The organism is Alteromonas sp. ABV4_515 (genome assembly GCF_056160345.1).
Map to the genome: position 1 here is coordinate 16237 of NZ_JBSWWZ010000006.1, position 23610 is coordinate 39846.

A 23610-nucleotide genomic window follows, 5' to 3' on the forward strand; every position below is an offset into this window, starting at 1 on the left:
TCTCTCGTAAAAACATTATGGTACAGCTACTACGGAACGGGTGTGGGTTTAGCACACCCGTATTTGCATTATTCGCCTTTAGCAGCTTTAAATGCTTCTGCCATCGCGTTTGCGAAGCCAGCGTCTTCCTGCTGGTTAACTTTGTCGATAGCTTCTTTTTCGTCAGCCTGATCTTTCGCTTTAACAGACAGGTTAACAGTGCGGTTCTTACGGTCTACGCCCATAAATTTCGCTTCGATGCTTTCGCCTACGCTAACAACTTCAGAAGCGTCTTCTACACGGTCACGTGACAAGTCAGCAACACGGATGTAGCCGTCAACTTCTTCAGACAGGTTAACTGTAACGCCTTTCGCGTCAACAGCAGTAACTGTACCGTTAACGATAGCACCTTTCTTGTTATCTGTCAGATACTTGTTGAAAGGATCTTCTTCGATTTGCTTAACGCCAAGAGAGATACGCTCACGCTCTGGGTCGACTTGCAGAACAACAGCAGAGATTTCGTCGCCTTTCTTGAATTCACGAACTGCGTCTTCGCCAGTTTTGTTCCAGCTGATGTCAGACAGGTGAACCAGACCATCGATGCCGCCGTCAAGGCCGATGAAGATACCAAAGTCAGTGATTGACTTGATCTTACCAGACACTTTGTCGCCTTTCTCGTGAGACTTCGCGAACTCTTCCCAAGGGTTAGCAATACACTGCTTCAGACCTAGAGAAATACGACGACGCTCTTCGTCGATTTCCAGAACCATCACTTCTACAGTGTCGCCTAAGCTAACAACTTTAGATGGGTGGATGTTCTTGTTAGTCCAATCCATTTCAGAAACGTGAACCAGACCTTCTACGCCGTCTTCGATTTCTACGAAGCAACCGTAGTCAGTCAGGTTAGTTACCTGACCAGAGATCTTAGTGCTTTCTGGGTAACGCTGAGAAATGTCGTGCCATGGATCGTTACCCATTTGCTTCATACCCAGAGATACACGTTGCTTGTCTTTGTCGAACTTCAGAACTTTAACGTTGATTTCGTCACCAACGTTTACGATTTCACTTGGGTGCTTAACGCGCTTCCAAGCCATATCGGTGATGTGCAGAAGACCATCTACGCCACCCAGATCTACGAACGCACCGTAATCAGTCAGGTTCTTAACGATACCTTTGATTTCGTGACCTTCTTCCAGGTTAGCCAGCAGAGTTTCACGTTCTGCGCTGCTTTCTGCTTCGATAACTGCACGACGAGAAACAACTACGTTGTTACGCTTCGCATCAAGCTTGATTACTTTAAATTCAAGCTCTTTACCTTCCAGGTGAGTGGTGTCGCGTACTGGACGTACGTCAACCAGAGAACCTGGCAGGAACGCGCGCACACTGTTAACTTCAACAGTGAAACCGCCTTTAACTTTACCGTTGATAACGCCTTTGATAGTGGCTTTATCTTCGTAAGCTTTTTCCAGCTCAACCCAAGCTTCATGGCGCTTAGCTTTCTCACGAGACAGGATAGTTTCACCGAAACCGTCTTCTACTGCGTCGAGTGCTACGTCTACAGAATCGCCAACAGCGATTTCTAATTCGCCTTCAGCATTTTTGAATTGATCAGCTGGGATAGCACTTTCTGATTTCAGGCCTGCATCAACAAGAACGATGTCTTTGTCGATAGAAACTACGGTACCTTTAACAATCGAACCAGGGCGTGTTTCTAATTCCTGGAGGCTTTCTTCAAAAAGTTGTGCAAAATTTTCAGTCATAAGTTCAGTTAATTTATTCAGTTTAAAACCACATTACAGTCCGGCTAACGTGGGGTTACTAACAAAAGTCGTCACATCCTGTGTCGACATATCACAAAAAACGGAAATACAAATAAAGGTAACGCTGTTAATCAACGTACCTTTGTTCTTACAATTTCCATCGCTTTTTCAAACACCTGGGTAATATCCAGATGCGTGGAATCTATTACTACTGCATCTTGTGCCGGTACCAATGGCGCCACGGCGCGTTGGGTGTCTCGTTCGTCCCGAGCTTTGATATCGGTTAAAAGGCGCGCAATGTTAACATCCATGCCCTTATCTTTCAACTGACTATATCTACGCTCCGCGCGGGCTTCGGCGCTGGCAGTCAGAAAAAGTTTTACCTGTGCATCAGGAAATACAACAGTACCCATATCGCGACCATCTGCGACCAATCCAGGTTCTTGCTGAAACGCTCGTTGACGTCGAAGCAATGCCTCGCGTACACGAGGTAATGCTGCTACCTGTGAGGCAACCGCCCCAACCTGCTCGGTACGGATATCGTCTGTGACATCCTCGCCCTCAAGGATGATGCGACTGCTTTCGCCGTCGGTCTCGAAACTCACATCAAGACCTGTTGCCAACGGCACAATAGAAGGCTCATCGTCTACCGGGATGTCATGATGAAGTGCGGCTACAGCCAGCACGCGATATATAGCACCACTGTCGAGAAAGTGCCATTGAAGTTCTTTTGCAAGCAAACTGCTCAGGGTTCCTTTACCAGCTCCACTCGGTCCGTCAACCGTGACGACGGGGATCAGTTGCATAGCTGCTCCAGTTATAAGTTATAAAAAGGTTATAAAATCGCGCGCAATTATACCCGCCCTGAGTAGATTAGCAATGCCGCCTTCCAGGAAGATGGCATTGCGTTTCAGGGCGTTTAGTTAGAATGACAGAAGATGTGGAACACTTAGTGACAGATTGTTGCGAATCTGTCGAAGTAGTCAGGGAACGTTTTTGCTGTGCAGCCAGGATCGTTGATTGTCACAGGCGTATCACTCAGCGCAACGAGTGAGAAACACATGGCAACGCGGTGATCGTTGTAAGTATCAATGGCTGCGTGCTTCAGCGTCGTTGTTGGCCATACCGTTATGTAATCATGGCCCTCTTCTACCTTTGCACCTAACTTTTCAAGTTCTGTTGCCATCGCATTCAGACGATCCGTTTCTTTTACCCGCCAGTTATAGATGTTACGAATGGACGTCGGCCCTTCTGCGAAAAGCGCGGTAGTAGCAATGGTCATCGCTGCATCTGGGATATGGTTCATATCGAGGTCGACACCTTTCAGCGGTGCACCAGTCACAGTGATAGATTCATCATCCCACTCCACCTTAGCGCCCATAGCCTCAAGCACATCAGCAAAACGAATGTCACCCTGTATACTTTTGCTACCAATACCCGTGACTTTTACCGTCCCGCCCTTAATCGCGCCTGCAGCAAGGAAGTAAGACGCTGACGACGCATCGCCCTCAACCATAAAACGTCCTGGCGCTTTATAAGTTTGATTGCCCTTCACTTCAAAACTCGCGTAATCGTTGTTAACCACGTCGATACCAAATTTCGCCATGGTATCTAAGGTAATATCGATATACGGCTTAGAAACAAGTTCACCTTTAATTTTGATTAACGTATCAGATGCAAAGAGCGGCGCAGCCATCAGAATCGCGGTAAGAAACTGACTGGAAACACTCCCGTCCACCGACACTTCATCTGCCGATAAACTACCGCCGGCAATACGCAGAGGTGGGTACCCCTTGTTTTTCAGATAGGTAACATCTGCACCGGCTTCAAGTAATGCATCGACAAGATCGCCAATCGGGCGTTCTTCCATGCGCGGCTCACCAGTAAGGGTAACCAACACATCACTGGCTGCCAGTACCGCACAAAGCGGACGCATCGCGGTACCCGCGTTACCTAAAAATAACTCTGTTTCGCCGGTCACTTTAAATTTACCGCCGATACCCTGCACTTTGCATTCGGTTTTACTGTCGCTCAGTTCATAACGCACACCTAGCTTTTCCAGTGCCACGAGCATATGACGAATATCGTCGCTGTCTAGCAAATTGGTGAGTGTCGTTTCACCATCAGCCAAAGCAGCAAGTAACAAAGCGCGATTAGACAGGCTTTTAGAACCAGGGACGTTAACTTCACCGTCAATACGGGAAATCGGTTGTAAGGTTAACTGCTCCATAACTTACCCGTTTTCCTTTTCAAACTGTTTCATAAATTCAACCAGCGCAGCAACACCTTCCACTGACATGGCGTTATAAATACTGGCACGCATACCACCTACAGAACGGTGGCCTTTCAGCGCTTTCAGGCCAGCAGCATCAGATTGTTCAAGGAACTTCTGGTTCAGCGAGTCATCAGCTAAGTGAAATGGCACGTTCATGATAGAGCGGTTATCAGGATGTACCGGGTTGCTGTAGAAGTCACTACCATCGATGGCTCCATATAACAGCGCCGCTTTTTCTTCGTTGCGTTGCTGCATGGCAGTTAAACCACCATTGCTTTTCAGCCATTTGAATACAAGACCAGCCAAATACCAGGAGAACGTGGGCGGCGTGTTATACATGGAATCATGTTTCGCCATCAATTCATAATCGAAAATTGATGGTGTTTCCTTACGGGCTTTACCAATCAGATCGTCACGCACAATTAACACTGACAAACCTGATGGACCGATATTTTTTTGCGCGCCAGCATAGATGATACCGTGTGCAGACACATCGAGAGGTTTTGACAAAATGCAAGAAGACATGTCTGAAACCAGTGGTACGTTTCCAGATTCTGGTAACCAGTCAAAGGCAACACCATCTACTGTTTCGTTAGGGCAAAAATGCAGATAGGCAGCTGATTGGTCAACGTTAGCTTCCGTCACTTTCGCCACAGCCTGTAGGCCGTCTACTTCAACGGTTTCCCCAATGACTTTGGCGTTGTTGTATTTGGCAGCTTCGGCAACGGCACCTTTAGACCATGAACCAGTAACCATGTGTAAAGACGTGTCTGAAGAAGTCGAAATGTTAAGCGGTACAGAGGCAAACTGTCCACGGCCACCGCCGTGTGCGAATAACACTTTATAATTTTCAGGTACATTGAGAAGATCGCGCAGATCTTGCTCTGCCGTAGCGGCAACCTCGATAAAGTCTTTACCGCGGTGGCTCACTTCCATTACTGAACAGCCTGAATCGCGCCAGTTAAGGAATTCCGCCTGTGCTTGTTGCATGACCTCTGCAGGCAGCATGGCTGGACCTGCACTGAAGTTAAATACGTTACTCATAGATTTTTTCAACACCTGTAAACACAACAAGCGGCAAAAGCCGCTTGTTGAATAAGAGTTAAAACGCGTTTTTTACAAAGCGCGTAGACTTATTCTTCTGTCGTTGGCTTATCGCTGTCAGAAACAGCGGCATCATCGGTTGCTGATGCTTCAGCGTCTGCGGTGTTCTCTTCACCGTCTTCAAGATCGATGTCTTCGTCGATCACTTCTTCAATGCGTTGCAGCCCTACGACTTTTTCTTCATCAGCGGTACGAATAAGACGTACACCCTGGGTGTTACGACCTACCGTTGAAACTTCACTCACACGCGTACGTACAAGCGTACCCATGTTGCTGATCAACATGATTTCGTCAGACTCATCTACCTGAACTGCACCAACCACTTTACCGTTACGCTCGGACACCTTAATAGATACCACGCCCTGAGTCGCACGACTCTTCGCTGGGTAATCTTCAAGCGGTGTGCGCTTACCGTAACCGTTTTCTGTGGCTGTCAGAATAGCGCCATCACCCTGTGGCACAATCAGTGATACAACCCGCTGGCCTTCTTGCAGTTTGATACCTCGAACACCCGTTGCAGTTCGGCCCATTGGACGTAGTGCCTGGAGTTCTTCACCGGTTTCAGGATCACGCTTGATTTCGCCAGTTTCTGAATCGCGAAGTTTTTCGTTAAAACGAACCACTTTACCTTCATCAGAGAACAGCATGATGTCGTCATCACCATGGGTGATCGCGACACCAATCAATTCGTCACCTTCGTTCAGGTTAACGGCAATAATACCACTGGATCGCGGACGGGAATACAGGCTAAGGTCAGTCTTTTTCACGGTACCGTTAGCGGTAGCCATGAGTACGAATTTACCTTCCTCGAATTCTTTAATCGGCAGAATGGCTGTAATACGCTCGTCATTCTCCAGCGGAAGAATATTAACGATAGGTTTACCGCGAGCATTACGGCTGGCGAACGGCAATTGATATACCTTCAACCAGTACAGGCGGCCGCGGGTAGAGAAACACAGAATGTGGTCATGGGTATTGGCTACCAGTAGACGCTCGATGAAATCTTCATCTTTCATCTTGGTCGCTGACTTACCTTTACCACCACGGCGCTGCGCTTCGTATTCACTGAGTTTTTGATATTTCACATAACCTTCACGGGAAAGCGTCACTACCACGTCTTCCTGTTCGATGAGATCTTCAATATCGATGTCGTGACTGGCTGCGGTGATTTCTGTACGACGTTCATCACCGAATTCATCACGGATTTTTTCAAGTTCTTCGCGAATCACTTCCATCAGGCGCTCAGGGCTTCGCAGAATATGCAGAAGCTCAGCAATGACCGCCAGCAGTTCTTTGTATTCGTCGAGAATTTTCTCGTGTTCCAGACCTGTCAGCTTGTGCAGACGCAGGTCAAGAATAGCCTGGGCTTGTTGCTCGGTGAGGAAGTATTTGCCGTCGCGGATACCGAATTCTGGTGTTAACCAGTCAGGACGCGCTGCATCATCACCCGCACGTTCCAGCATGTCTGCAACATCGCCAAGGTTCCAACCCTGTGCAACCAAGGCTTTCTTGGCTTCAGACGGACTCGGCGAGGCTTTAATAAGCTCAATGATCGGATCGATGTTGGTCAGCGCAATGGCAAGACCTTCAAGAATGTGCGCACGGTCACGGGCTTTACGCAGCTCGTAAACGGTACGGCGAGTTACCACTTCACGACGGTGAAGGATAAACGCCTCAAGCATTTCCTTGAGGTTGAAAACTTTAGGCTGGCCGTTATCCAGCGCCACCATGTTTATACCGAATACCGTTTGCAATTGGGTATTAGCATAAAGGTGGTTAAGGAGTACTTCTGCAGATTCGTTGCGTTTCACTTCCACAACAATACGCATACCGTCTTTATCAGACTCGTCGCGCAGTGCTGAAATACCTTCAATGCGTTTTTCTTTAACCAGCTCGGCAATTTTTTCAATCAGACGGGCTTTGTTAACCTGATACGGAATTTCGTTGACAATAATCGTTTCTTTGCCACTACTGTCCGTTTCGATTTCCGCTTTAGCACGCAGATAGATTTTGCCGCGACCGGTGCGGTAAGCGTCATCAATGCCCTTACGGCCACTGATCATTGCCGCGGTTGGGAAATCTGGTCCAGGGATGAATTGCATCAGATCTTCGATTGTTACCGACGGATTTTCAATTAATGCAATACAGCCGTTGATAACTTCAGTCAGGTTGTGTGGCGGAATGTTAGTCGCCATACCAACCGCAATACCAGAAGAACCGTTAACCAGCAGGTTAGGTACCTTTGTTGGCAGTACATCAGGAATTTGTTCTGTACCATCATAGTTAGGTACAAAATCAACAGTTTCTTTATCCAGATCCGCCAGCAATTCGTGGGCGATCTTGGCCATGCGCACTTCGGTATACCGCATTGCAGCGGCTGAGTCGCCGTCTACCGAACCGAAGTTCCCTTGCCCGTCGACGAGCATGTAACGCAGCGAGAATGGCTGTGCCATACGTACAATGGTGTCGTATACCGCACTGTCACCGTGAGGGTGATATTTACCGATGACATCACCGACCACACGGGCCGATTTTTTGTATGGTTTATTGAAGTCGTTTTTGAGTTCGTTCATCGCGAAGAGTACACGACGGTGAACCGGCTTGAGGCCGTCTCTTACGTCAGGCAATGCACGCCCAACAATAACGCTCATCGCATAATCGAGATAAGAGTTCTTCAGCTCTTCCTCAATATTTATGGGCAGAATTTCTTTAGCGTTATCAGTCATAAACTGCTATGTCCCTTGATTCAAGTTCAAGCGTATCCAATATCACGCACCACCAAGTGTTAAAACCTGGTAATAAATGCAGCTAAGAACAGCGCTTTCTTATTATGGGTTTATCTTGAGGAGCCGGTTGACCCGCTCATAACCTCCTCAGGTAATCATTGAGTGTATCACTGGATGACAGATTTATGTAGCGCTTAATCAGTGCAATCAGGACAGTAGTGCCTGAGCGTCTACTTTTCGTTCAGTTAACGATGTTTCACTGACAAAACATGCCTTTTCACTAACGGTTGATGTAACCTATTACGCTGATTGTTTTCTTTCTTTTATATTCTTTAATAACGGTATAGAGCGTTTTCATGAGCAACGTCGACGAGCAAGAAATTGCCAAATTCAGTGAACTGGCCTCGCGCTGGTGGGACACAGAGAGTGAGTTCAAACCACTGCATCTAATTAACCCTTTACGTTTGGACTTCGTTCAGCAACATTGTGACGGCCTGTTTGGTAAAAAGGTGGTCGATGTGGGCTGCGGTGGAGGTATTCTTGCAGAATCCATGGCAAAACTGGGTGCCGAAGTCTCTGGTATTGATTTGGCTCAGGCGTCTCTTGAAGTGGCGAAACTTCACGGTCTCGAATCTGGTGTGTGTGTGGATTATCAATGTATCAGTGCAGAAGAGTTCGCCGCCCAGCATCAAGGTGAATTTGATGTAGTGACTTGTATGGAAATGCTTGAACACGTACCGGACCCCGTCTCTATTGTTGCAGCGTGTGCGCGCCTGGTTAAACCAGGAGGCCATGTTTTTCTGTCCACATTAAACCGTAACGTCAAATCTTGGTTAATGGGTATCGTGGGTGCAGAATACATTTTAAATCTGGTACCGAAAGGCACACATCAGCACGCCCGCTTTATTAAGCCTTCAGAATTAATGGCGATGACCGATAAGGTAGATCTGCTACCACGAAACACCACAGGCTTGCATATGGATCCCTTAAGCCGTCAATTTTATCTTTCAGATAAAAACGTCGACGTTAACTACATCGTTCATACGCAAAAAGCTGACTAGAAAACACAACATGTAGTGCTGATGAACATAATCTGCGCTACATGTCGTATTTGTGAGCAGTCATAATAGTAGCAGTTAAAATTTTTTAATTGCAGATCAAAAAAGTAAAAAACGGTTGCATTTGGCTGATTTGCCATTTGATTGCCTGTACTTGGTTAGTCTTCACTAACCATTTTTATTGCATAGTTTGATCGCTGGATTTACCACCAGATATTGGGTTGCATTAACGCGTAAACCTCACTATCTTGTGTCTTGTCCGACGGGTGTTTTATAACGAAAAGTGAGCAACAAAACACAGGATCCCGCCAGGCAGTAGGGATCTCTGCTGGATCAGGCTTTCAGAGCCAAATTACGTCAAATAATTACAGTGAAAATGGGTATTCATCCCGTCATTCATGCGCTAACAAACTAACGGCCAGTACAAATGAACAATAACTTGTATGTCACTAAACGCAATGGCGAAAAAGAAGCTATTGAGTTAGATAAGATCCACAAAGTCATTACGTGGGCAGCAGAAGGACTCAACAATGTTTCTGTTTCCCAGGTAGAACTCAAAGCCCAGATCCAGTTTTACGACGGTATTAAAACCGGCGAGATCCACGAAACCCTGATCAAATCAGCGGCAGATCTTATCTCTACTGATGCACCTGATTACCAATATCTTGCTGCGCGACTCGCTATTTTCCACTTACGTAAAAAAGCATACGGTCAGTTTGAGCCGCCTAAACTGTTCGATCACGTGAAGAAAATGGTTGAACAGGGTAAGTACGACGAGCACCTGCTGTCTGACTACACCCAGGCCGAATTCGAAGCGATGGACGATTTCATCGACCACTGGCGCGATATGACCTTCAGCTATGCGGCGGTTAAGCAACTGGAAGGCAAATACCTGGTACAGAACCGTGTGACCGGTGACATTTACGAAAGTGCCCAGTTCCTTTACGTACTGGTTGCGGCATGCCTGTTCGCTGAATACCCGAAAGAGACGCGTCTTGATTATGTCCGTCGTTTCTACGATGCAACATCAACATTTAAGATTTCTCTGCCAACACCTATTATGTCTGGTGTGCGTACGCCTACCCGCCAGTTCAGCTCATGCGTACTGATTGAAACCGGTGATAGTCTGGATTCTATCAATGCCACAGCCAGTGCTATTGTAAAATACGTAAGCCAACGTGCCGGTATTGGTGTGAACGCGGGTCGTATCCGCGCATTGGGAAGCCCAATTCGCGGTGGTGAAGCATTCCATACTGGTTGTATTCCATTCTACAAGTATTTCCAAACGGCAGTGAAAAGCTGCTCTCAGGGTGGTGTTCGTGGTGGCGCAGCTACCCTGTTCTACCCACTCTGGCACATGGAAGTAGAATCTCTGCTGGTACTTAAAAATAACCGTGGTGTCGAAGAAAACCGTGTACGACACCTCGACTATGGTGTTCAGTTCAACAAGCTGATGTATCAGCGCATGATGAAAGATGGCTACATTACTTTGTTCAGCCCGTCTGACGTGCCGGGCCTTTATGATGCTTTCTTCGCTGATCAGAACAAATTCGAAGAACTGTACGTTAAATACGAACAGGACGACTCCATCCGCAAGAAGCAAATTAAAGCCATGGAACTGTTTAGCCTGTTCATGCAAGAACGTGCTTCTACGGGTCGTATTTACCTGCAAAACGTTGACCATTGTAATACGCATAGCCCATTTGATCCGGCTGTTGCTCCAGTGCGTCAAAGTAACCTGTGTCTTGAAATCGCCCTGCCGACCAAGCCACTGGAACACGTGAACGATGAAAACGGTGAAATTGCCCTGTGTACGCTGTCTGCGTTTAACTTAGGTGCAATTAAATCGGTAGATGAATTTGAAGAACTGTCTGACCTTGCCGTACGTGCCCTCGACAGTTTGCTGGATTACCAGGACTATCCTGTTCCGGCGGCATATCACGCAACAATGAATCGTCGTACGCTGGGTATAGGCGTAATTAATTTTGCTTACTATCTGGCGAAAAATGGCGTTAAGTACTCTGACTTCAGTGCAAATCCGTTGATTCACCGCACATTCGAAGCCATGCAGTATCACCTGCTCAAAGCCTCTGTGAATCTGGCAAAAGAGAAAGGTGCGTGTCCGAAATTTAACGAAACCACGTACGCAAAAGGTATTCTGCCTATCGATACCTACAAGAAGGATCTCGACGCCATTTGTAACGAACCGTTGCATATGGATTGGGAAGGCCTGCGTGCAGAAATGATGGAGCACGGTCTGCGTAACTCTACCCTGTCTGCGCTGATGCCGTCTGAGACGTCTTCTCAGATTTCTAACGCGACGAACGGTATTGAACCACCACGTGGTCACATCTCAATTAAGTCAAGCAAAGACGGTGTGCTTAAGCAGGTTGTACCTGAATATGAAAACCTGAAAGATGCTTATGAGCTGCTGTGGGATATTCCTTCGAACGACGGTTACCTGCAACTGGTAGGTATCATGCAGAAGTTTATCGACCAGACAATCTCTGCCAATACCAGCTATGACCCGGGCAAATACGAAAGCGGTAAAGTACCGATGAAGCTGTTGCTGAAAGATCTACTAACAGCCTACAAGCTGGGCGTAAAAACCTTGTACTACCACAATACCCGAGATGGCAACACAGACACCAGTTCTATGGAAGTGAAGCAGAGCCAGGCTCATCCTAAGAACCAGCAGGCCCAGACAGCCGTTATCGAAGAAGATGACGACTGTGCCGGCGGTGCATGTAAAATCTAACGGTATTAGCCAGGGCGCCCGCCCTGGCATTCGCTTTCTAACCGGTAATAAATCGAGCTAAATTGCAGTTATGAAATATACAACGTTTAATCAACAAAGCGTCAATCCTCTTGTAGAACCTATGTTTTTCGGTAACCCTGTTAATGTGGCCCGTTACGATCAACAAAAACACAGCATTTTTGAGAAATTGATTGAAAAGCAAATCAGTTTCTTCTGGCGTCCTGAAGAAGTCGATGTAACTCGTGACCGCGTGGACTTTCAAAAGCTGACTGAACCAGAGCAACATATCTTTATTTCAAATTTGAAATATCAAACACTGCTCGACTCAGTGCAGGGCCGCAGTCCTAATATTGCATTTCTGCCCATCGTTTCATTACCGGAACTGGAAACCTGGATCGAAACCTGGTCTTTCTTTGAGACTATTCACTCCCGGTCTTACACGCACATTCTACGTAACCTGTTTTCTGATCCCAGTTCAATATTTGAAGATATTGTGGTTAATGAGCAAATCAAACGCCGTGCCGCAGATATCTCCCGTTATTACGACGACCTCATCTTCCACACCCAGCTTTGGCAAACCCAGGGCGAAGGCGTTCATACTGTCGACGGTGAAGTGTACGAAGTGAATATGCGCGTACTGAAGAAGAAAATGTACTTATGTATGAACTCGGTTAACGCGTTGGAAGCTGTGCGTTTCTATGTATCATTTGCATGTACCTTTGCGTTTGCTGAACGAGAGTTAATGGAAGGTAACGCGAAAATCATCCGTCTAATTGCCCGTGATGAGAACCTGCATTTGTCCTCCACGCAGCATATACTTAATCTGTGGGCCCGAGGCAAAGATGATCCTGAAATGGCTGAAATTGCCGCAGAGTGTCATGAAGAAGCACGTCAAATCTTCATCAGTGCTGTAGAGCAGGAAAAGGAATGGGCCGATTACCTGTTCAAGAACGGCTCCATGATTGGCATGAATAAGGAAATTTTGTGTCAGTACGTGGAATACATTGCGAATCAGCGAATGACTGCCATTGGCTTTGAAGCGCCGTATGAGATAAAAAGTAATCCACTACCCTGGATGAACAATTATCTCAATTCGGATAACGTTCAGGTAGCACCTCAGGAATCTGAAATCAGTTCCTATCTGGTAGGACAAATCGACTCTTCCGTAGGTGAAGACGATTTCGCCGATTTCGAACTGTAAGCTTCCCATCGCGAATGGGAAAACCCGACACCACACTTCGCATCGACGTTGTCGATGTGGGGTGTGTTGATGCCATTTCCGATAAAACTCTGCTTGAATGTTTAGAACATGCTGGCGTGGAATGTCACTTTAATTGTCGTGATGGATTTTGTGGTGCCTGCCGCACAAAGCTAATAAGTGGTGAAGTCAGTTATACTGTCGATCCCCTCGCCTTCATCGATGACGATGAAATTCTTCCCTGTTGCTGCAAGCCTCTGACCAATTTGAAAATTGACGTACCACTATAGTCGAAAAAAAAGCCCGCAATTGGATGACAAATGCGGGCTTTTTTCATTAATGGCAGCAAAGATTATTAGCAATCCTTGTCTTCTAAGTCCATTTTCTCTTTCATTTTTTCGCAATTGTCTTCAATGGCGTTGCCTGCGTCATCAGCCCAGTCTTCTGCCTTATCCGCCGCATCTTCAGCAAAATCTTCAGTTTTATCTGCTAAGTCTGACGCGGCATTTTTTGCGTCATCCATCATATCACTGGCTGCACCTTTCATTTTGCTCATTGAATCTTCAGTTTGCTCTTGCTTCTCTTCACTACAAGCACCCAGTACACAGGTAAACAAACCAATACAGGCAATCGTTGATAACTGTTTTACTATTTTCACAGAAATTTCCTTTTACTCGTTAAAATTAAGCAGAAACCGTTCGTGGATCCTGCCGTTAAGATACGTATGGTTAAAATGATTACTTATCAGCCCGACTCTGAAACTTACGTTCTTCGGTATTGATCTTAATCCACTCACCAGTACTGATGTACTCAGGGACTTGCACGACTAAGCCCGTAGAAAGTTTGGCCGGCTTGGTACGCGATGTAGCTGATGCACCTTTAATTGACGGATCGGTTTCAACCACTTCCAACTCCACACTCATTGGTAAGTCCAACGCTACTGGCACTTCACTGACAACCAATACTTGAATACCGTCTGTTTCTTCATTAATAAATAATGCTTCATCAGCGATGCTGTCTTTATTCAGATGGTAAGGCGTGTAATCTTCCTTATCCATAAACACATATTCTTCGCCATCGATATACGAAAACATGGCTGGGCGTCGAACTAAATCAGCCATTTCCAGCATGTCTGAGTCCTTAAAGGTCTCATCGTACTTGGCACCGCTCACTACGTCGTACATGCGCATACGATAGATACTGCCGCCGGCGCGGCCCTGTGGTACGGAACGCTCGATGTCACGAACAATGCAGGTCTTTCCATCGAAAATAATCGTATTATTCTTTTTTATTTCACTTGCCTTAGGCATGGCGATTTCCTGTAAATGAGAGTCAGGCGCAAATACCTGATAACAATTCCAGTTGGTATTTTCCGCCATTTCGCTTTGCTTAGAAAGCAGTTTTATTATTATCAATCCTTAATACTGTTTTAACCACATTGGATTTTCAATATTACACATTGATAGCAGAAATTAATCAGAAATATTTTTGCCTGAATGGTCAAATTCTGGCATCGTCTACGCCCGTTAATTAAGGAAATCTGTTTATGACCTGGGCCGTCTTGTCCGTTTTTATCCCAACATTCTTCTTTGTGTCTATTACACCGGGTATGTGTATGACAATGGCCATGACATTGGGAATGAGTATTGGTGTTAAGCGTGCACTGTGGATGATGCTCGGCGAATTAATTGGGGTTGGTTTAGTCGCCACACTTTCTGCTATCGGTGTAGCAGCATTATTATTAAATTACCCTACTGTATTTTCTGTTCTCAAACTCATTGGTGCCGCCTATTTGGCTAATACCGGTATTCAAATGTGGCTGTCCCGCGGAAAAATGGCCCTTACATCAGAAGAAACCCAGCCCGCAAGTCGTACAGCGTTAATCTCTCAAGGGTTTATCACGGCCATCGCCAACCCCAAGGGGTGGGCATTTTTTGTCGCATTATTGCCTCCGTTTCTTAAATCGGAGCAGCCGTTAGCCGAGCAACTCATAACGTTAGTCGCCATAATCCTCACTTTAGAATTTAGCTGTTTATTAATTTACGCGTCAGGCGGCCGCTCGCTACGAACGTTACTGCTGCAAAGCGGTAACGTACGTGTGATGAACAGAATTGCCGGCAGCCTAATGATTGGCGTAGGTGCCTGGTTAGCGCTTAGCTGATTTCTTTATCTAACTGATAAATCGACTTAATTATGTGTGCGGATACTTGTAAACGTGTCTGCATAACTGTCACACCGGTTTTCAGATTGCTCACAGAAAAACATTAATCTACGATTAAAGCTCCTGAATTATTACGAAAATATCATTTTGAAAACAAATCGTTATGCCCAGGGCTTTACCCTCATAGAACTCATTATTGTCATTATTATTCTTGGTGTTCTTGCCGTTACTGCAGCGCCTCGCTTCATTGACTTATCTGACGATGCCAATGATGCTGTAACGAATTCAATGATGGCGGGTTTCAAATCTGGCCTAACCTTAATGAATGCGAAATATATAATCAGACGCACATCGCCCATTATAATCAATGGCCAGTCTGTAACGTTCTCTGATAATGGCTGGCCTAAAGGCTCGACAAACGACAGCTCGGGTTGTGCTGAATTATGGTCTAACGTGTTTGCTGATCCGCAGCCTGTAAACGTAATGAATGATTTCGGTTCAGCAATGACAGCAGGTTGGAATACGGTTTATTATGCTGATTCCAGTGCTGAAGTGTGCGCGTACTTGAAAAGTAGTTCAGGGGGAACGCTTTCTGGCTATTCCGACCCTTATTTCGTTTACTTTATAAGCGATACTAATTATGCCGCGTATGGCTATGAAGGTAGTCCCGGCCAGGTGCAAATGTACAATTTATAACCCCACTTGCTCAGAAAGCATGAATCAAAGCATGTCAATTTACGCTTCTTTTGCTTTTAATGACTAGCACAATACCACCGATTATCGCCAAACTGGCAAGAACTATGCGCATTGTGATGGTTTCGCTAAGGAACAGCCATCCCATGAATGTGGCGATTACCGGTACACTGAGCTGCAACGTAGCTGCATTTGTGGCTTCTAACTCGGGCAATACAAAGTACCACAACGCATAGCCCAAGCCCGAGGCAATGGCGCCCGAAAGAACGCCATAAATGATGCCTGGATCTGACATGGAAAAAGGTTCAGCCATCACTAAAAATAAAACAACTGCAAAAGGTGTCGTACGCAAGAAATTCCCTGCTGTCATCAAAAGCGGCGCAGCAACCCCCTTACCCAAAATAGAATACACGCCCCAACTCACGCCCGCCAGGATCATAAGTGATGCAGATACGAGCGGTGGCGCAGTAACACCTGGCAATACCAGATATACCAGCCCGCAAAATGCGATGAGAAAGCCTGCTGATTGCGCCATTGAAAACCGTTCACCGCGGAAGAAGCCAATTCCAATCATGCTAATTTGTACCGCACCAAATAGCAGCAGTGCTCCCGTGCCCGTCGTTACATGTTGGTAGGCGAATGAAAAACCCGCTGCATAGCAAAACAGTGCAATAGCGCCTACCCAGCTACCCTGCCTTGCCGGCTTATGCCCTTTGAAGTGGATAAGTAGACTGAGAATAAGTGCACCGCTGAGCAGCCTGACAAATGTGAATGTAGCGGGACCAATATCGGTCTCGACCAGCGCCATACGACAGAGTAAAGAATTAGCGGCGAACGCTATCATGGCAAGACAGGCAAACAGGTATGTGGATACTGGCATGTAAATCTCCCTAATATTTTACTCACCATCCCACGAAGAAATAATAATGACAATGCTACTAAGGCACTGTTTGCTAAAAAATTGTAAAAATAAAAAAAGCACCCGAAGGTGCTTTTTTCAAAATTGCTTTTATTAAAGTTTCAGGCCTAAACGCTCAGCAACTTCGATATAGGTTTCAACAACTGAACCTAACCCTTGACGGAAACGGTCTTTGTCCATTTTCTTACGGGTTTCTTTATCCCATAAGCGACAACCATCCGGGCTGAATTCGTCGCCGAGAATAATGTTGCCATCGGCGTCGAGACCAAATTCAAGTTTGTAGTCGACCAGAATCATACCGCCTTCATCGAACAATGCTTTAAGCACATCGTTCACAGCGAATGTTAAGCGCTTCATTTCAGCGATTTGCGCTTCAGTGGCCCAACCGAATGCTGTGATATGGTAATCGTTGACCATAGGGTCATGAAACGCATCATTTTTGAGGAAGAACTCAAAAATTGGCTTATCATTCAGCATTAACCCTTCTTCAACACCCAGACGGCGAACCAGTGAACCCGCTGCAACGTTTCGTACAACACATTCAACCGGAATCATATCCAGTTTCTTAACCAAAGAGTCGGTGTCAGACAGCAGTGCTTCTACCTGGGTAGAGATACCCGCTTCTTCCAGCTTGGTCATGATGAAGTGATTAAATTTGTTGTTCACCTCGCCCTTACGGTCGAGTTGCTCAATCTTTTCACCGTCAAATGCCGATGTGTCATTTCTGAACTCAAGGATCAGTTTTTCACTGTCGTCAGTGAGGTATACCGTTTTCGCTTTACCGCGGTACAGTTCTTCGCGCTTTTCCATCATCAATCTCGAAATTTAGATATCCAGGTTATCTTCTGTCATTACACGAGCAAATTGGTCGTATAAGTCAGCAACCTGATTAGGTTCAAACGGTTCACTCTCATCGTTCATGAAAGTAATGCTCGTTTTGTTTTCGCCAATGGCCTGAACTTTCAGACGATACTCACCCTTTTCAAGCAAATCTTTATCGTCAGAAAATAGTCCACTCCACCAACCGCTGTCTTCATCATTATAGGAAACAAACAGCAGTCCAGTTGATTTGTCTAAATCTTTAACGTCGAAGCCCATCTTACGTAAAACGAGTAACATTCTGGGCCATGCAATATCGTATTGTGCATCAACAACATAGGCTGGCGCGCCATCGCCGTCGAAGCCCATTTCGATGTTTAAACCGCTACGGATTTGCGCAATACGTTTGCTTTCGTCTAATTTAATCTGATACTCGTAGTGACCAAGCACTTCATTAAGAATACCAATCTCTTCACGGCGTTCTGTCATTTCGTTGATCGACGCGAGTGTTTCGGCATCACCAGACGAAGACTTCATTTTGTAGTCATCTAAGCTAGCGCTTAACGCTGCAGAGCGACCATGCGCTTTTACGTCGAGTTGGAAAACAAATCGGCGAGAAACTTCCGATGTTTTAGCATCAGAAAAATCGTACCAGGAGTCATCAGAAACGATACGCTCTACCGTCCAGTCGGTCACCAGTTTTCCTGCTGCTTTATCGAAGCTTTCGACACCTATTTGCTTTTCTTCTAAAAAGCTAAGTACGGTGTCCCAGATAGCATCTTCTAACGGCTTGCTGTCGTCGACCTGATCAAAAACCACGACGGCTGAATCGCTGCCTTCTTCAACACGTGAACCAGCAACGAGGGGCAAAACCAGTGCGGGTGATTGCACTGAAAGACTACGTCCAATCAAATTGTTGTCTGCACCGTCACCGACATTGGGTAACTCATACTGCTGACTAAATTCAGGTGAATCGAGGCCTTCCGGCACCTTTACAGAAGCGCGTTGGGATACGTCAAGATAGTCATAACTGCCTGAAGCCGTTTGATAATCTTGTTGGCTTGAACAACCAGCTAGGGCCAATACAGACAGGCCACTTAGCAAAGCCAGTGTGTTTTTCATCGGAATTCCTTCTTAACCAGAAATCAATGCGTGTTTTTTTAGTAGTTCTTCGAGTGCTTTTTGGCTCGCAAGTTCCGGTAAAACCATCGGTAATCGTAATTCGGCGCTATTTATTAGCCCCATTTTGTATAAAGCCCACTTTGGCATGACAGGATTTGGCTCGATAAACATGCCGTTATGGAGCGATGCAATACTAGCATTAATTGCGCGACATTCCTCTGCATTTCCTGCCAGACCTGCTTCACACATTTTTGAAATGGCGCCAGGCACCACGTTGGCTGTCACCGAAATAACACCGTGGCCGCCCTGACACAAAAATTCTGCACTGGTACCATCGTCGCCGCTTAACAGCACAAAGTCATCGGGTACCAACGCCTGAGTAGCTTTAAGACGCTCTAAATTGCCGGTGGCATCTTTCAGACCAACAATTTTCTTGTGAGAGGCCAGTTCTGCAACAGTTTCAGGCAGCATATCGGCAACGGTACGACCAGGTACATTATAAAGCAGTACCGGTAAGTCAGTCGCATCGGCAATCGCATTAAAGTGCGCCACCATGCCACGTTGCTGTGGTTTGTTGTAGTAAGGTACAACGCTGAGGAAGCCGTCAATTCCCAGACCCGCCATTTGTTCACTAAGGAAAATAGCTTCGTCGGTGGCGTTTGCACCACTGCCTGCTATCACCGGGATACGACCCGCGGTAACAGCAACTGTTTGTTTGACTACTTCAATATGTTCTTTAAATGGCAACGTCGCAGATTCACCGGTAGTACCCACTGAAACAATACCATGTGTGCCCTGCTCGATATGAAACTCTACAAGTTTCTCAAGCGCAGGATAATCTATCTCACCAGTCTGAGTCATTGGTGTGATTAGCGCAACGTAACTGCCTTTAAACATATTATCTCCCACATTTTGTGAGCGCACATGGTAATGAGGTAAAGGGGTAAAAACAAGTTATCGGGCGGGCTTTTTAGCAGGAAATCGCCATCGTTATCCTAAATACTGAATATTTTATGAAAGCCGCATTGTAAAACCCTTGCTATTGACGGTTTTCTGGGCAAGCGTTCGACAATGATTCTTAATCGCCGCGGATAAGAAACTGGCATCGAAATTTTAGGATGTGTTACCATTCAAAAGGTTAACAGAATGATAAGCCACCACATGAACCATCAACTCATTGTCACTATTCTTGGTACAGATCGCAGCGGTATTCTCAGTGAAATAGCCGATACGGTTTCCGATGCTCACTGTAATATCCTCGATAGTCGGCAAGCTATTTATGGCAAAGAATTTTCACTGACGATGATAATTGAAGGGTCGCATCAAGCTATTACCCGCGCCGAACTGGCTATTCCGCCGGTTTGCCAACGTCTTGATTTGCTCTCGATGATGAAGCGTACAAGTCATCATGAAAAACAGAATCTCGACCACCTTTATGACGTGGAATACAGTGGTGTAGACAGTCACGGACTTTTACGGTCTGTTACCCGCTTTTTTGCAGAAAGAAATGTGTCTATTAGCGCATTCAGACAGCGTACATTCACCAATAAGCAAAGCGGTCAGGAAATGATGCGCTGTAAGTTTATTGTCAACACACCAGATACTCTTGATATTGCCCTTTTGAGACAGGAAGCTGACGAACTGTTTTCTTCCATTGGTCTCACCGGCAGTATTACCAGGAAAGATTAATCCGCTAGATTTAAGGAGCGTTATGAATACCTTGGCGGCCGGCGATAAAGCGCCAGCATTTACTTTACCCGATCAAGACAATAACCCGGTAAACCTCACTGACTTTGCCGGAAAAAAAGTTTTAGTTTATTTTTACCCCAAAGCGATGACACCCGGTTGTACCGTCCAAGCGCAAAATCTGCGTGATAGCAAAACCGCGCTGGATGATAAAAACGTGGTGGTATTAGGAATAAGCCCTGATGCGGTTAAACGTTTGCCAAAATTTATTGAAAAAGAAGGCCTTAACTTTACCTTATTGTCTGATGAAGACCACGCCGTTGCAGATGCGTTTGGCGTATGGGGGCCGAAGAAGTTTATGGGCAAGGAATATGATGGCATTCACCGTTTAAGCTTCCTCATTGATGAACATGGTACGGTTGAACATGTTTTCAATAAGTTTAAGACAAAAGATCACCATCAGGTCGTGTTGGATTACCTCGGAGGTTAAACTTCACTTAACCCTAGTCACATAACAAAAATCCCCCGAGTTCGGGGGATTTTTTTATGCTTTTATTGCTCTGGCAATATCACTTCCGGGCCTGACCAGGCAGTAATGACGGCTTTCACTAGCGTTGCCAGAGGTATGGCGAAAAACACGCCCCAGAACCCCCACAGACCACCAAAGAAAAGCACCGCTACAATAATGTAAAGAGGATGCAGGCTCACCGCTTCAGAGAACAATAACGGCACTAACAAATTACCGTCCAGTGCCTGAACAATACCGTAAGCGATCATCAGGTAATAAAAGTCCGGGGTTAGCCCCCACTGAAATAAAGCAACGACGGCCACAGGGATGGTTACCACTGCTGCACCAATGTATGGGATTAGTACAGACAAGCCGACTAAAACCCCAAGCAGAATTGAATAGCGTAAATCCATTAACGCAAAGGTGACACAAGACACCGCGCCGACAATAACAATTTCAATTACCTTACCGCGTATGTAGTTAGCAATCTGTGTGTTCATTTCATGTCCCACCTGGGTGATGAGACGCCGCTCCGCCGGGAGCAGATTGGAGATACTGTCAAGAAAGAACATTTTGTCTTTGAGCATGAAAAATACCATTAACGGTACCAGTATCATGTATACCAAGAGTGCGGCCACATTGCCCAGCGAACTTACCGATGCAGACAAGACTGTCTGACCGAACTCCACCATGTGATCGTTAAACCCTTCCATCATCTGTTGAATTTGATACACCTGAACGTAATCAGGATAGCGATCGGGTAACCGCAATATCCACTCCTGCGCGTTTTGCCAAATGAGCGGCGTTTCCTGAATCAAATTCACGCTTTGCTTACTGATAGTCGGCACTAATCCAACCAATAACAAAATGGTAATCGCCACAAAGGCGATCATTACCAAACTACATGCCAAGGTTCTGCCCACACCCACGTTTACCAACCGTGTAACGGGCCAATCAAGCAGATAGGCAATCACAGCCGCCACTAAAACAGGCATTATTAGGCCACCCCAGACAACCAAAACGGTGGCAGATAATAGGATCAAGATGAGCAACATTGCTGCATCAGGATCAGAGAATTTTCGGCGGTACCAGCGGCCGAATACACTGAATAAACTCATAAATTCTGCTCAACAGGAACAAAAAGGAATCGCATCATAGGAGATATCAACCGTCGCCCGCAAGGGCAAACCATTGATGTCGCACACTAACTACGGGATTTATCGCTATATTATACATACCGATTTATAGCATTAACCGGTATTGTACGGCACAATAGTTAAATATTGCGATGGATAATTGAAACTTATCTATCCGGTCACCACTCTATGTGTTAACGCTTTGGTGGTACTCTACAGTAAAAGGTTCGATGAGATATTTAGCGCGCAACGGAATGAAGTTAGGTCTGTTTCTTCTGGCAATGAGTTTTTCAGTTATTGCACAGGAGAGTAAATTCAATGATCGTAATGCCCTGCCTGAAATTGGCGTGGTAGCCTCTGACGTTCTTTCTTTAGATAAAGAGATGCTGATTGGCGATGCCGTTATGCGACAAATGCGTGGCGGCGCCCCTGTTATAGGCGATCCTGTACTCGACGAATATCTACAGGATTTAGGGAATCGTCTGGTCGTTGAAGCCGAGAACACGAAATTTCCATTTGAATTCTTTTGGGTGAATAACGACGCCATCAACGCTTTTGCATTTTACGGTGGTCACATCGGTGTACATACCGGCCTCATTCACAATGCGAAAAACGAAAGCGAACTGGCCTCTGTTTTGGCCCACGAAATTTCACACGTTACCCAACGTCACCTTGCCAGACATATTCAAGCCCAACAACGGGCCGCGCCAATCGCCATCGCGAGTATGCTTGGTGGTGTGTTGTTAGCCATGGCCGACCCGCAAGCAGGCATGGCAGCAATTTCCGCTGGGCAAGCTACGTCAGCGCAAATGTCTATCGACTATACCCGTTCTAACGAGCAGGAAGCTGACCGTATTGGTATCGGAATGTTAGCCCGCGCAGGTTTTGATCCGGAAGCAGCGGCGACATTTTTCCAAACCCTGACAGCGCAATACCGCATGGTATCCAGACCGCCTGCACGATTAATGTCTCACCCACTGACCGAAACCCGGGTTGCCGATGCGCGAGCCCGAGCAAGAGACTTTCCGAGAGTGCACATACGCGAGAGCCTCTCATTTCATTTAGCCAAAGCGCGCGTTATGTCTCGCTACACGTTCGATAAAAATTACAGCTTGGATTACTACCAGGACGTATTGCGAAAGAAAGACTACGTGATGAAAGAAGCCGCTGAATATGGCCTTGCACTCGCTTATCTGCGGAATGAAAAGGTGGTTGAAGCGAAAGAAATTATCGATGCGCTACTGGCAGGTAACCCGGAAAATCTGTTTTATCTTGATGCGGCAACGGATATTTCGCTGGCACAACACAATGCCGACGAGGCCGTGGCAAGGTTAAAACCTCATCTTGCACGCACGCCGCGGAATCAGGTACTCGCTCTAAATCAAGCGAATGCAATGATTGCCGCCGGTGATAATACTGACGCCATTATTATTTTAAAAGACTTCCTGCTGGTACACCCAGACTACGAAATTGCGTATCAATTGCTTACAGAAGCTTATAAAAATGAGAAAGATTTTCAAGGCATGCATCAAAGTAAAGCTGAGTTAATGGTATTAAATGGCGCTTATAAGCCCGCAATTGATGAATTGCAGTTTGCTTACAATTTTACTGCTGATAAACACCTTGCAAAGCAACGGATACGCGCTCGTATCAAACAGCTTCGAGAACAACAAGAACGACTAGAGCGTTTGTAGCTTAGTGCTCATCT

Annotated in this window: 21 protein-coding genes; 9 read left to right on the forward strand and 12 right to left on the reverse strand. The window is 46.0% G+C overall.

All coding sequences use genetic code 11. The annotated features are described in order from the left end of the window. Positions 1–68: 68 nt before the first annotated feature. The 5 genes from rpsA to gyrA all read right to left on the reverse strand — a co-directional run bounded on the left by rpsA (position 69) and on the right by gyrA (position 7844). Positions 69–1739, reverse strand: coding sequence for a 30S ribosomal protein S1 (rpsA, locus tag ACXAGX_RS14350; RefSeq protein ID WP_070127696.1), 1671 nt, complete (start codon positions 1737–1739; stop codon positions 69–71). 131 nt (positions 1740–1870) lie between these two features. Next, a complete protein-coding gene (gene cmk, locus ACXAGX_RS14355) occupies positions 1871–2545 on the reverse strand; it encodes a (d)CMP kinase (protein WP_474839162.1) in 675 nt (224 codons plus the stop codon). 143 nt (positions 2546–2688) lie between these two features. Then, positions 2689–3969, reverse strand: coding sequence for a 3-phosphoshikimate 1-carboxyvinyltransferase (gene aroA, locus ACXAGX_RS14360; RefSeq protein ID WP_474839164.1), 1281 nt, complete (start codon positions 3967–3969; stop codon positions 2689–2691). Between the two features lie 3 nt (positions 3970–3972). Continuing rightward, the gene (gene serC, locus ACXAGX_RS14365; RefSeq protein WP_474824686.1) at positions 3973–5058 is read right to left on the reverse strand and encodes a 3-phosphoserine/phosphohydroxythreonine transaminase; all 1086 of its coding nucleotides are present in this window, start codon (positions 5056–5058) and stop codon (positions 3973–3975) included. A gap of 89 nt (positions 5059–5147) precedes the next feature. Continuing rightward, entirely contained in the window at positions 5148–7844 is a 2697-nt protein-coding gene (gene gyrA / locus ACXAGX_RS14370; protein ID WP_474824687.1) for a DNA topoisomerase (ATP-hydrolyzing) subunit A, read from the reverse strand. Positions 7845–8200: 356 nt separating this feature from the next. Between gyrA and ubiG the strand changes: the two genes are divergently transcribed. The 4 genes from ubiG to yfaE all read left to right on the forward strand — a co-directional run bounded on the left by ubiG (position 8201) and on the right by yfaE (position 13148). Next, complete coding sequence (ubiG, locus tag ACXAGX_RS14375) at positions 8201–8905, forward strand: bifunctional 2-polyprenyl-6-hydroxyphenol methylase/3-demethylubiquinol 3-O-methyltransferase UbiG (RefSeq protein WP_474824688.1); 705 nt, start codon at positions 8201–8203, stop codon at positions 8903–8905. Between the two features lie 424 nt (positions 8906–9329). Further along, positions 9330–11660, forward strand: a complete 2331-nt coding sequence (nrdA, locus tag ACXAGX_RS14380) for a class 1a ribonucleoside-diphosphate reductase subunit alpha (RefSeq protein ID WP_474839166.1) — start codon at positions 9330–9332, stop codon at positions 11658–11660. 70 nt (positions 11661–11730) lie between these two features. Then, positions 11731–12861, forward strand: coding sequence for a class Ia ribonucleoside-diphosphate reductase subunit beta (nrdB, locus tag ACXAGX_RS14385; RefSeq protein WP_474824690.1), 1131 nt, complete (start codon positions 11731–11733; stop codon positions 12859–12861). Between the two features lie 14 nt (positions 12862–12875). Further along, complete coding sequence (gene yfaE / locus ACXAGX_RS14390) at positions 12876–13148, forward strand: class I ribonucleotide reductase maintenance protein YfaE (RefSeq protein ID WP_083273229.1); 273 nt, start codon at positions 12876–12878, stop codon at positions 13146–13148. 65 nt (positions 13149–13213) lie between these two features. Here the strand turns inward: yfaE and ACXAGX_RS14395 are convergent, their stop codons facing one another. Both ACXAGX_RS14395 and efpL read right to left on the reverse strand, forming a co-directional pair. Then, on the reverse strand, positions 13214–13516 hold the full coding sequence (locus ACXAGX_RS14395; RefSeq protein ID WP_474824691.1) for a hypothetical protein: 303 nt from the start codon (positions 13514–13516) through the stop codon (positions 13214–13216). A 79-nt stretch (positions 13517–13595) separates the two neighbouring features. Continuing rightward, positions 13596–14168, reverse strand: coding sequence for an elongation factor P-like protein EfpL (efpL, locus tag ACXAGX_RS14400; RefSeq protein WP_070127705.1), 573 nt, complete (start codon positions 14166–14168; stop codon positions 13596–13598). A gap of 236 nt (positions 14169–14404) precedes the next feature. Here efpL and ACXAGX_RS14405 point away from each other — a divergent pair, with 236 nt between their 5' ends. Continuing rightward, positions 14405–15019, forward strand: coding sequence for a LysE family translocator (locus tag ACXAGX_RS14405; protein WP_474839168.1), 615 nt, complete (start codon positions 14405–14407; stop codon positions 15017–15019). A 147-nt stretch (positions 15020–15166) separates the two neighbouring features. Beyond that, positions 15167–15715, forward strand: coding sequence for a prepilin-type N-terminal cleavage/methylation domain-containing protein (locus tag ACXAGX_RS14410; protein ID WP_474839170.1), 549 nt, complete (start codon positions 15167–15169; stop codon positions 15713–15715). A 34-nt stretch (positions 15716–15749) separates the two neighbouring features. On the opposite strand, the gene ACXAGX_RS14415 is transcribed toward ACXAGX_RS14410, so the two are convergent. The 4 genes from ACXAGX_RS14415 to dapA form a co-directional block, all read right to left on the reverse strand. Beyond that, on the reverse strand, positions 15750–16592 hold the full coding sequence (locus tag ACXAGX_RS14415) for a DMT family transporter (protein WP_474839172.1): 843 nt from the start codon (positions 16590–16592) through the stop codon (positions 15750–15752). Positions 16593–16724: 132 nt separating this feature from the next. Further along, positions 16725–17441, reverse strand: a complete 717-nt coding sequence (gene purC, locus ACXAGX_RS14420) for a phosphoribosylaminoimidazolesuccinocarboxamide synthase (RefSeq protein ID WP_474839599.1) — start codon at positions 17439–17441, stop codon at positions 16725–16727. A 15-nt stretch (positions 17442–17456) separates the two neighbouring features. Next, entirely contained in the window at positions 17457–18572 is a 1116-nt protein-coding gene (gene bamC, locus ACXAGX_RS14425) for an outer membrane protein assembly factor BamC (RefSeq protein WP_070127709.1), read from the reverse strand. Positions 18573–18584: 12 nt separating this feature from the next. Next, positions 18585–19469: a 4-hydroxy-tetrahydrodipicolinate synthase gene (gene dapA, locus ACXAGX_RS14430; protein ID WP_474824696.1), complete on the reverse strand. Its 885-nt coding sequence runs from the start codon at positions 19467–19469 to the stop codon at positions 18585–18587. 249 nt (positions 19470–19718) lie between these two features. Here dapA and ACXAGX_RS14435 point away from each other — a divergent pair, with 249 nt between their 5' ends. Next, a complete protein-coding gene (locus ACXAGX_RS14435; protein WP_474839177.1) occupies positions 19719–20261 on the forward strand; it encodes a glycine cleavage system transcriptional repressor in 543 nt (180 codons plus the stop codon). A 22-nt stretch (positions 20262–20283) separates the two neighbouring features. Then, complete coding sequence (gene bcp, locus ACXAGX_RS14440; protein ID WP_474839179.1) at positions 20284–20748, forward strand: thioredoxin-dependent thiol peroxidase; 465 nt, start codon at positions 20284–20286, stop codon at positions 20746–20748. A 62-nt stretch (positions 20749–20810) separates the two neighbouring features. Here bcp and ACXAGX_RS14445 read toward each other — a convergent pair whose 3' ends face one another. Continuing rightward, positions 20811–21884: an AI-2E family transporter gene (locus tag ACXAGX_RS14445; protein ID WP_474839181.1), complete on the reverse strand. Its 1074-nt coding sequence runs from the start codon at positions 21882–21884 to the stop codon at positions 20811–20813. A 248-nt stretch (positions 21885–22132) separates the two neighbouring features. Between ACXAGX_RS14445 and bepA the strand changes: the two genes are divergently transcribed. Next, positions 22133–23596, forward strand: coding sequence for a beta-barrel assembly-enhancing protease (gene bepA / locus ACXAGX_RS14450; RefSeq protein ID WP_474824700.1), 1464 nt, complete (start codon positions 22133–22135; stop codon positions 23594–23596). The last annotated feature ends 14 nt before the right edge of the window (positions 23597–23610 follow it).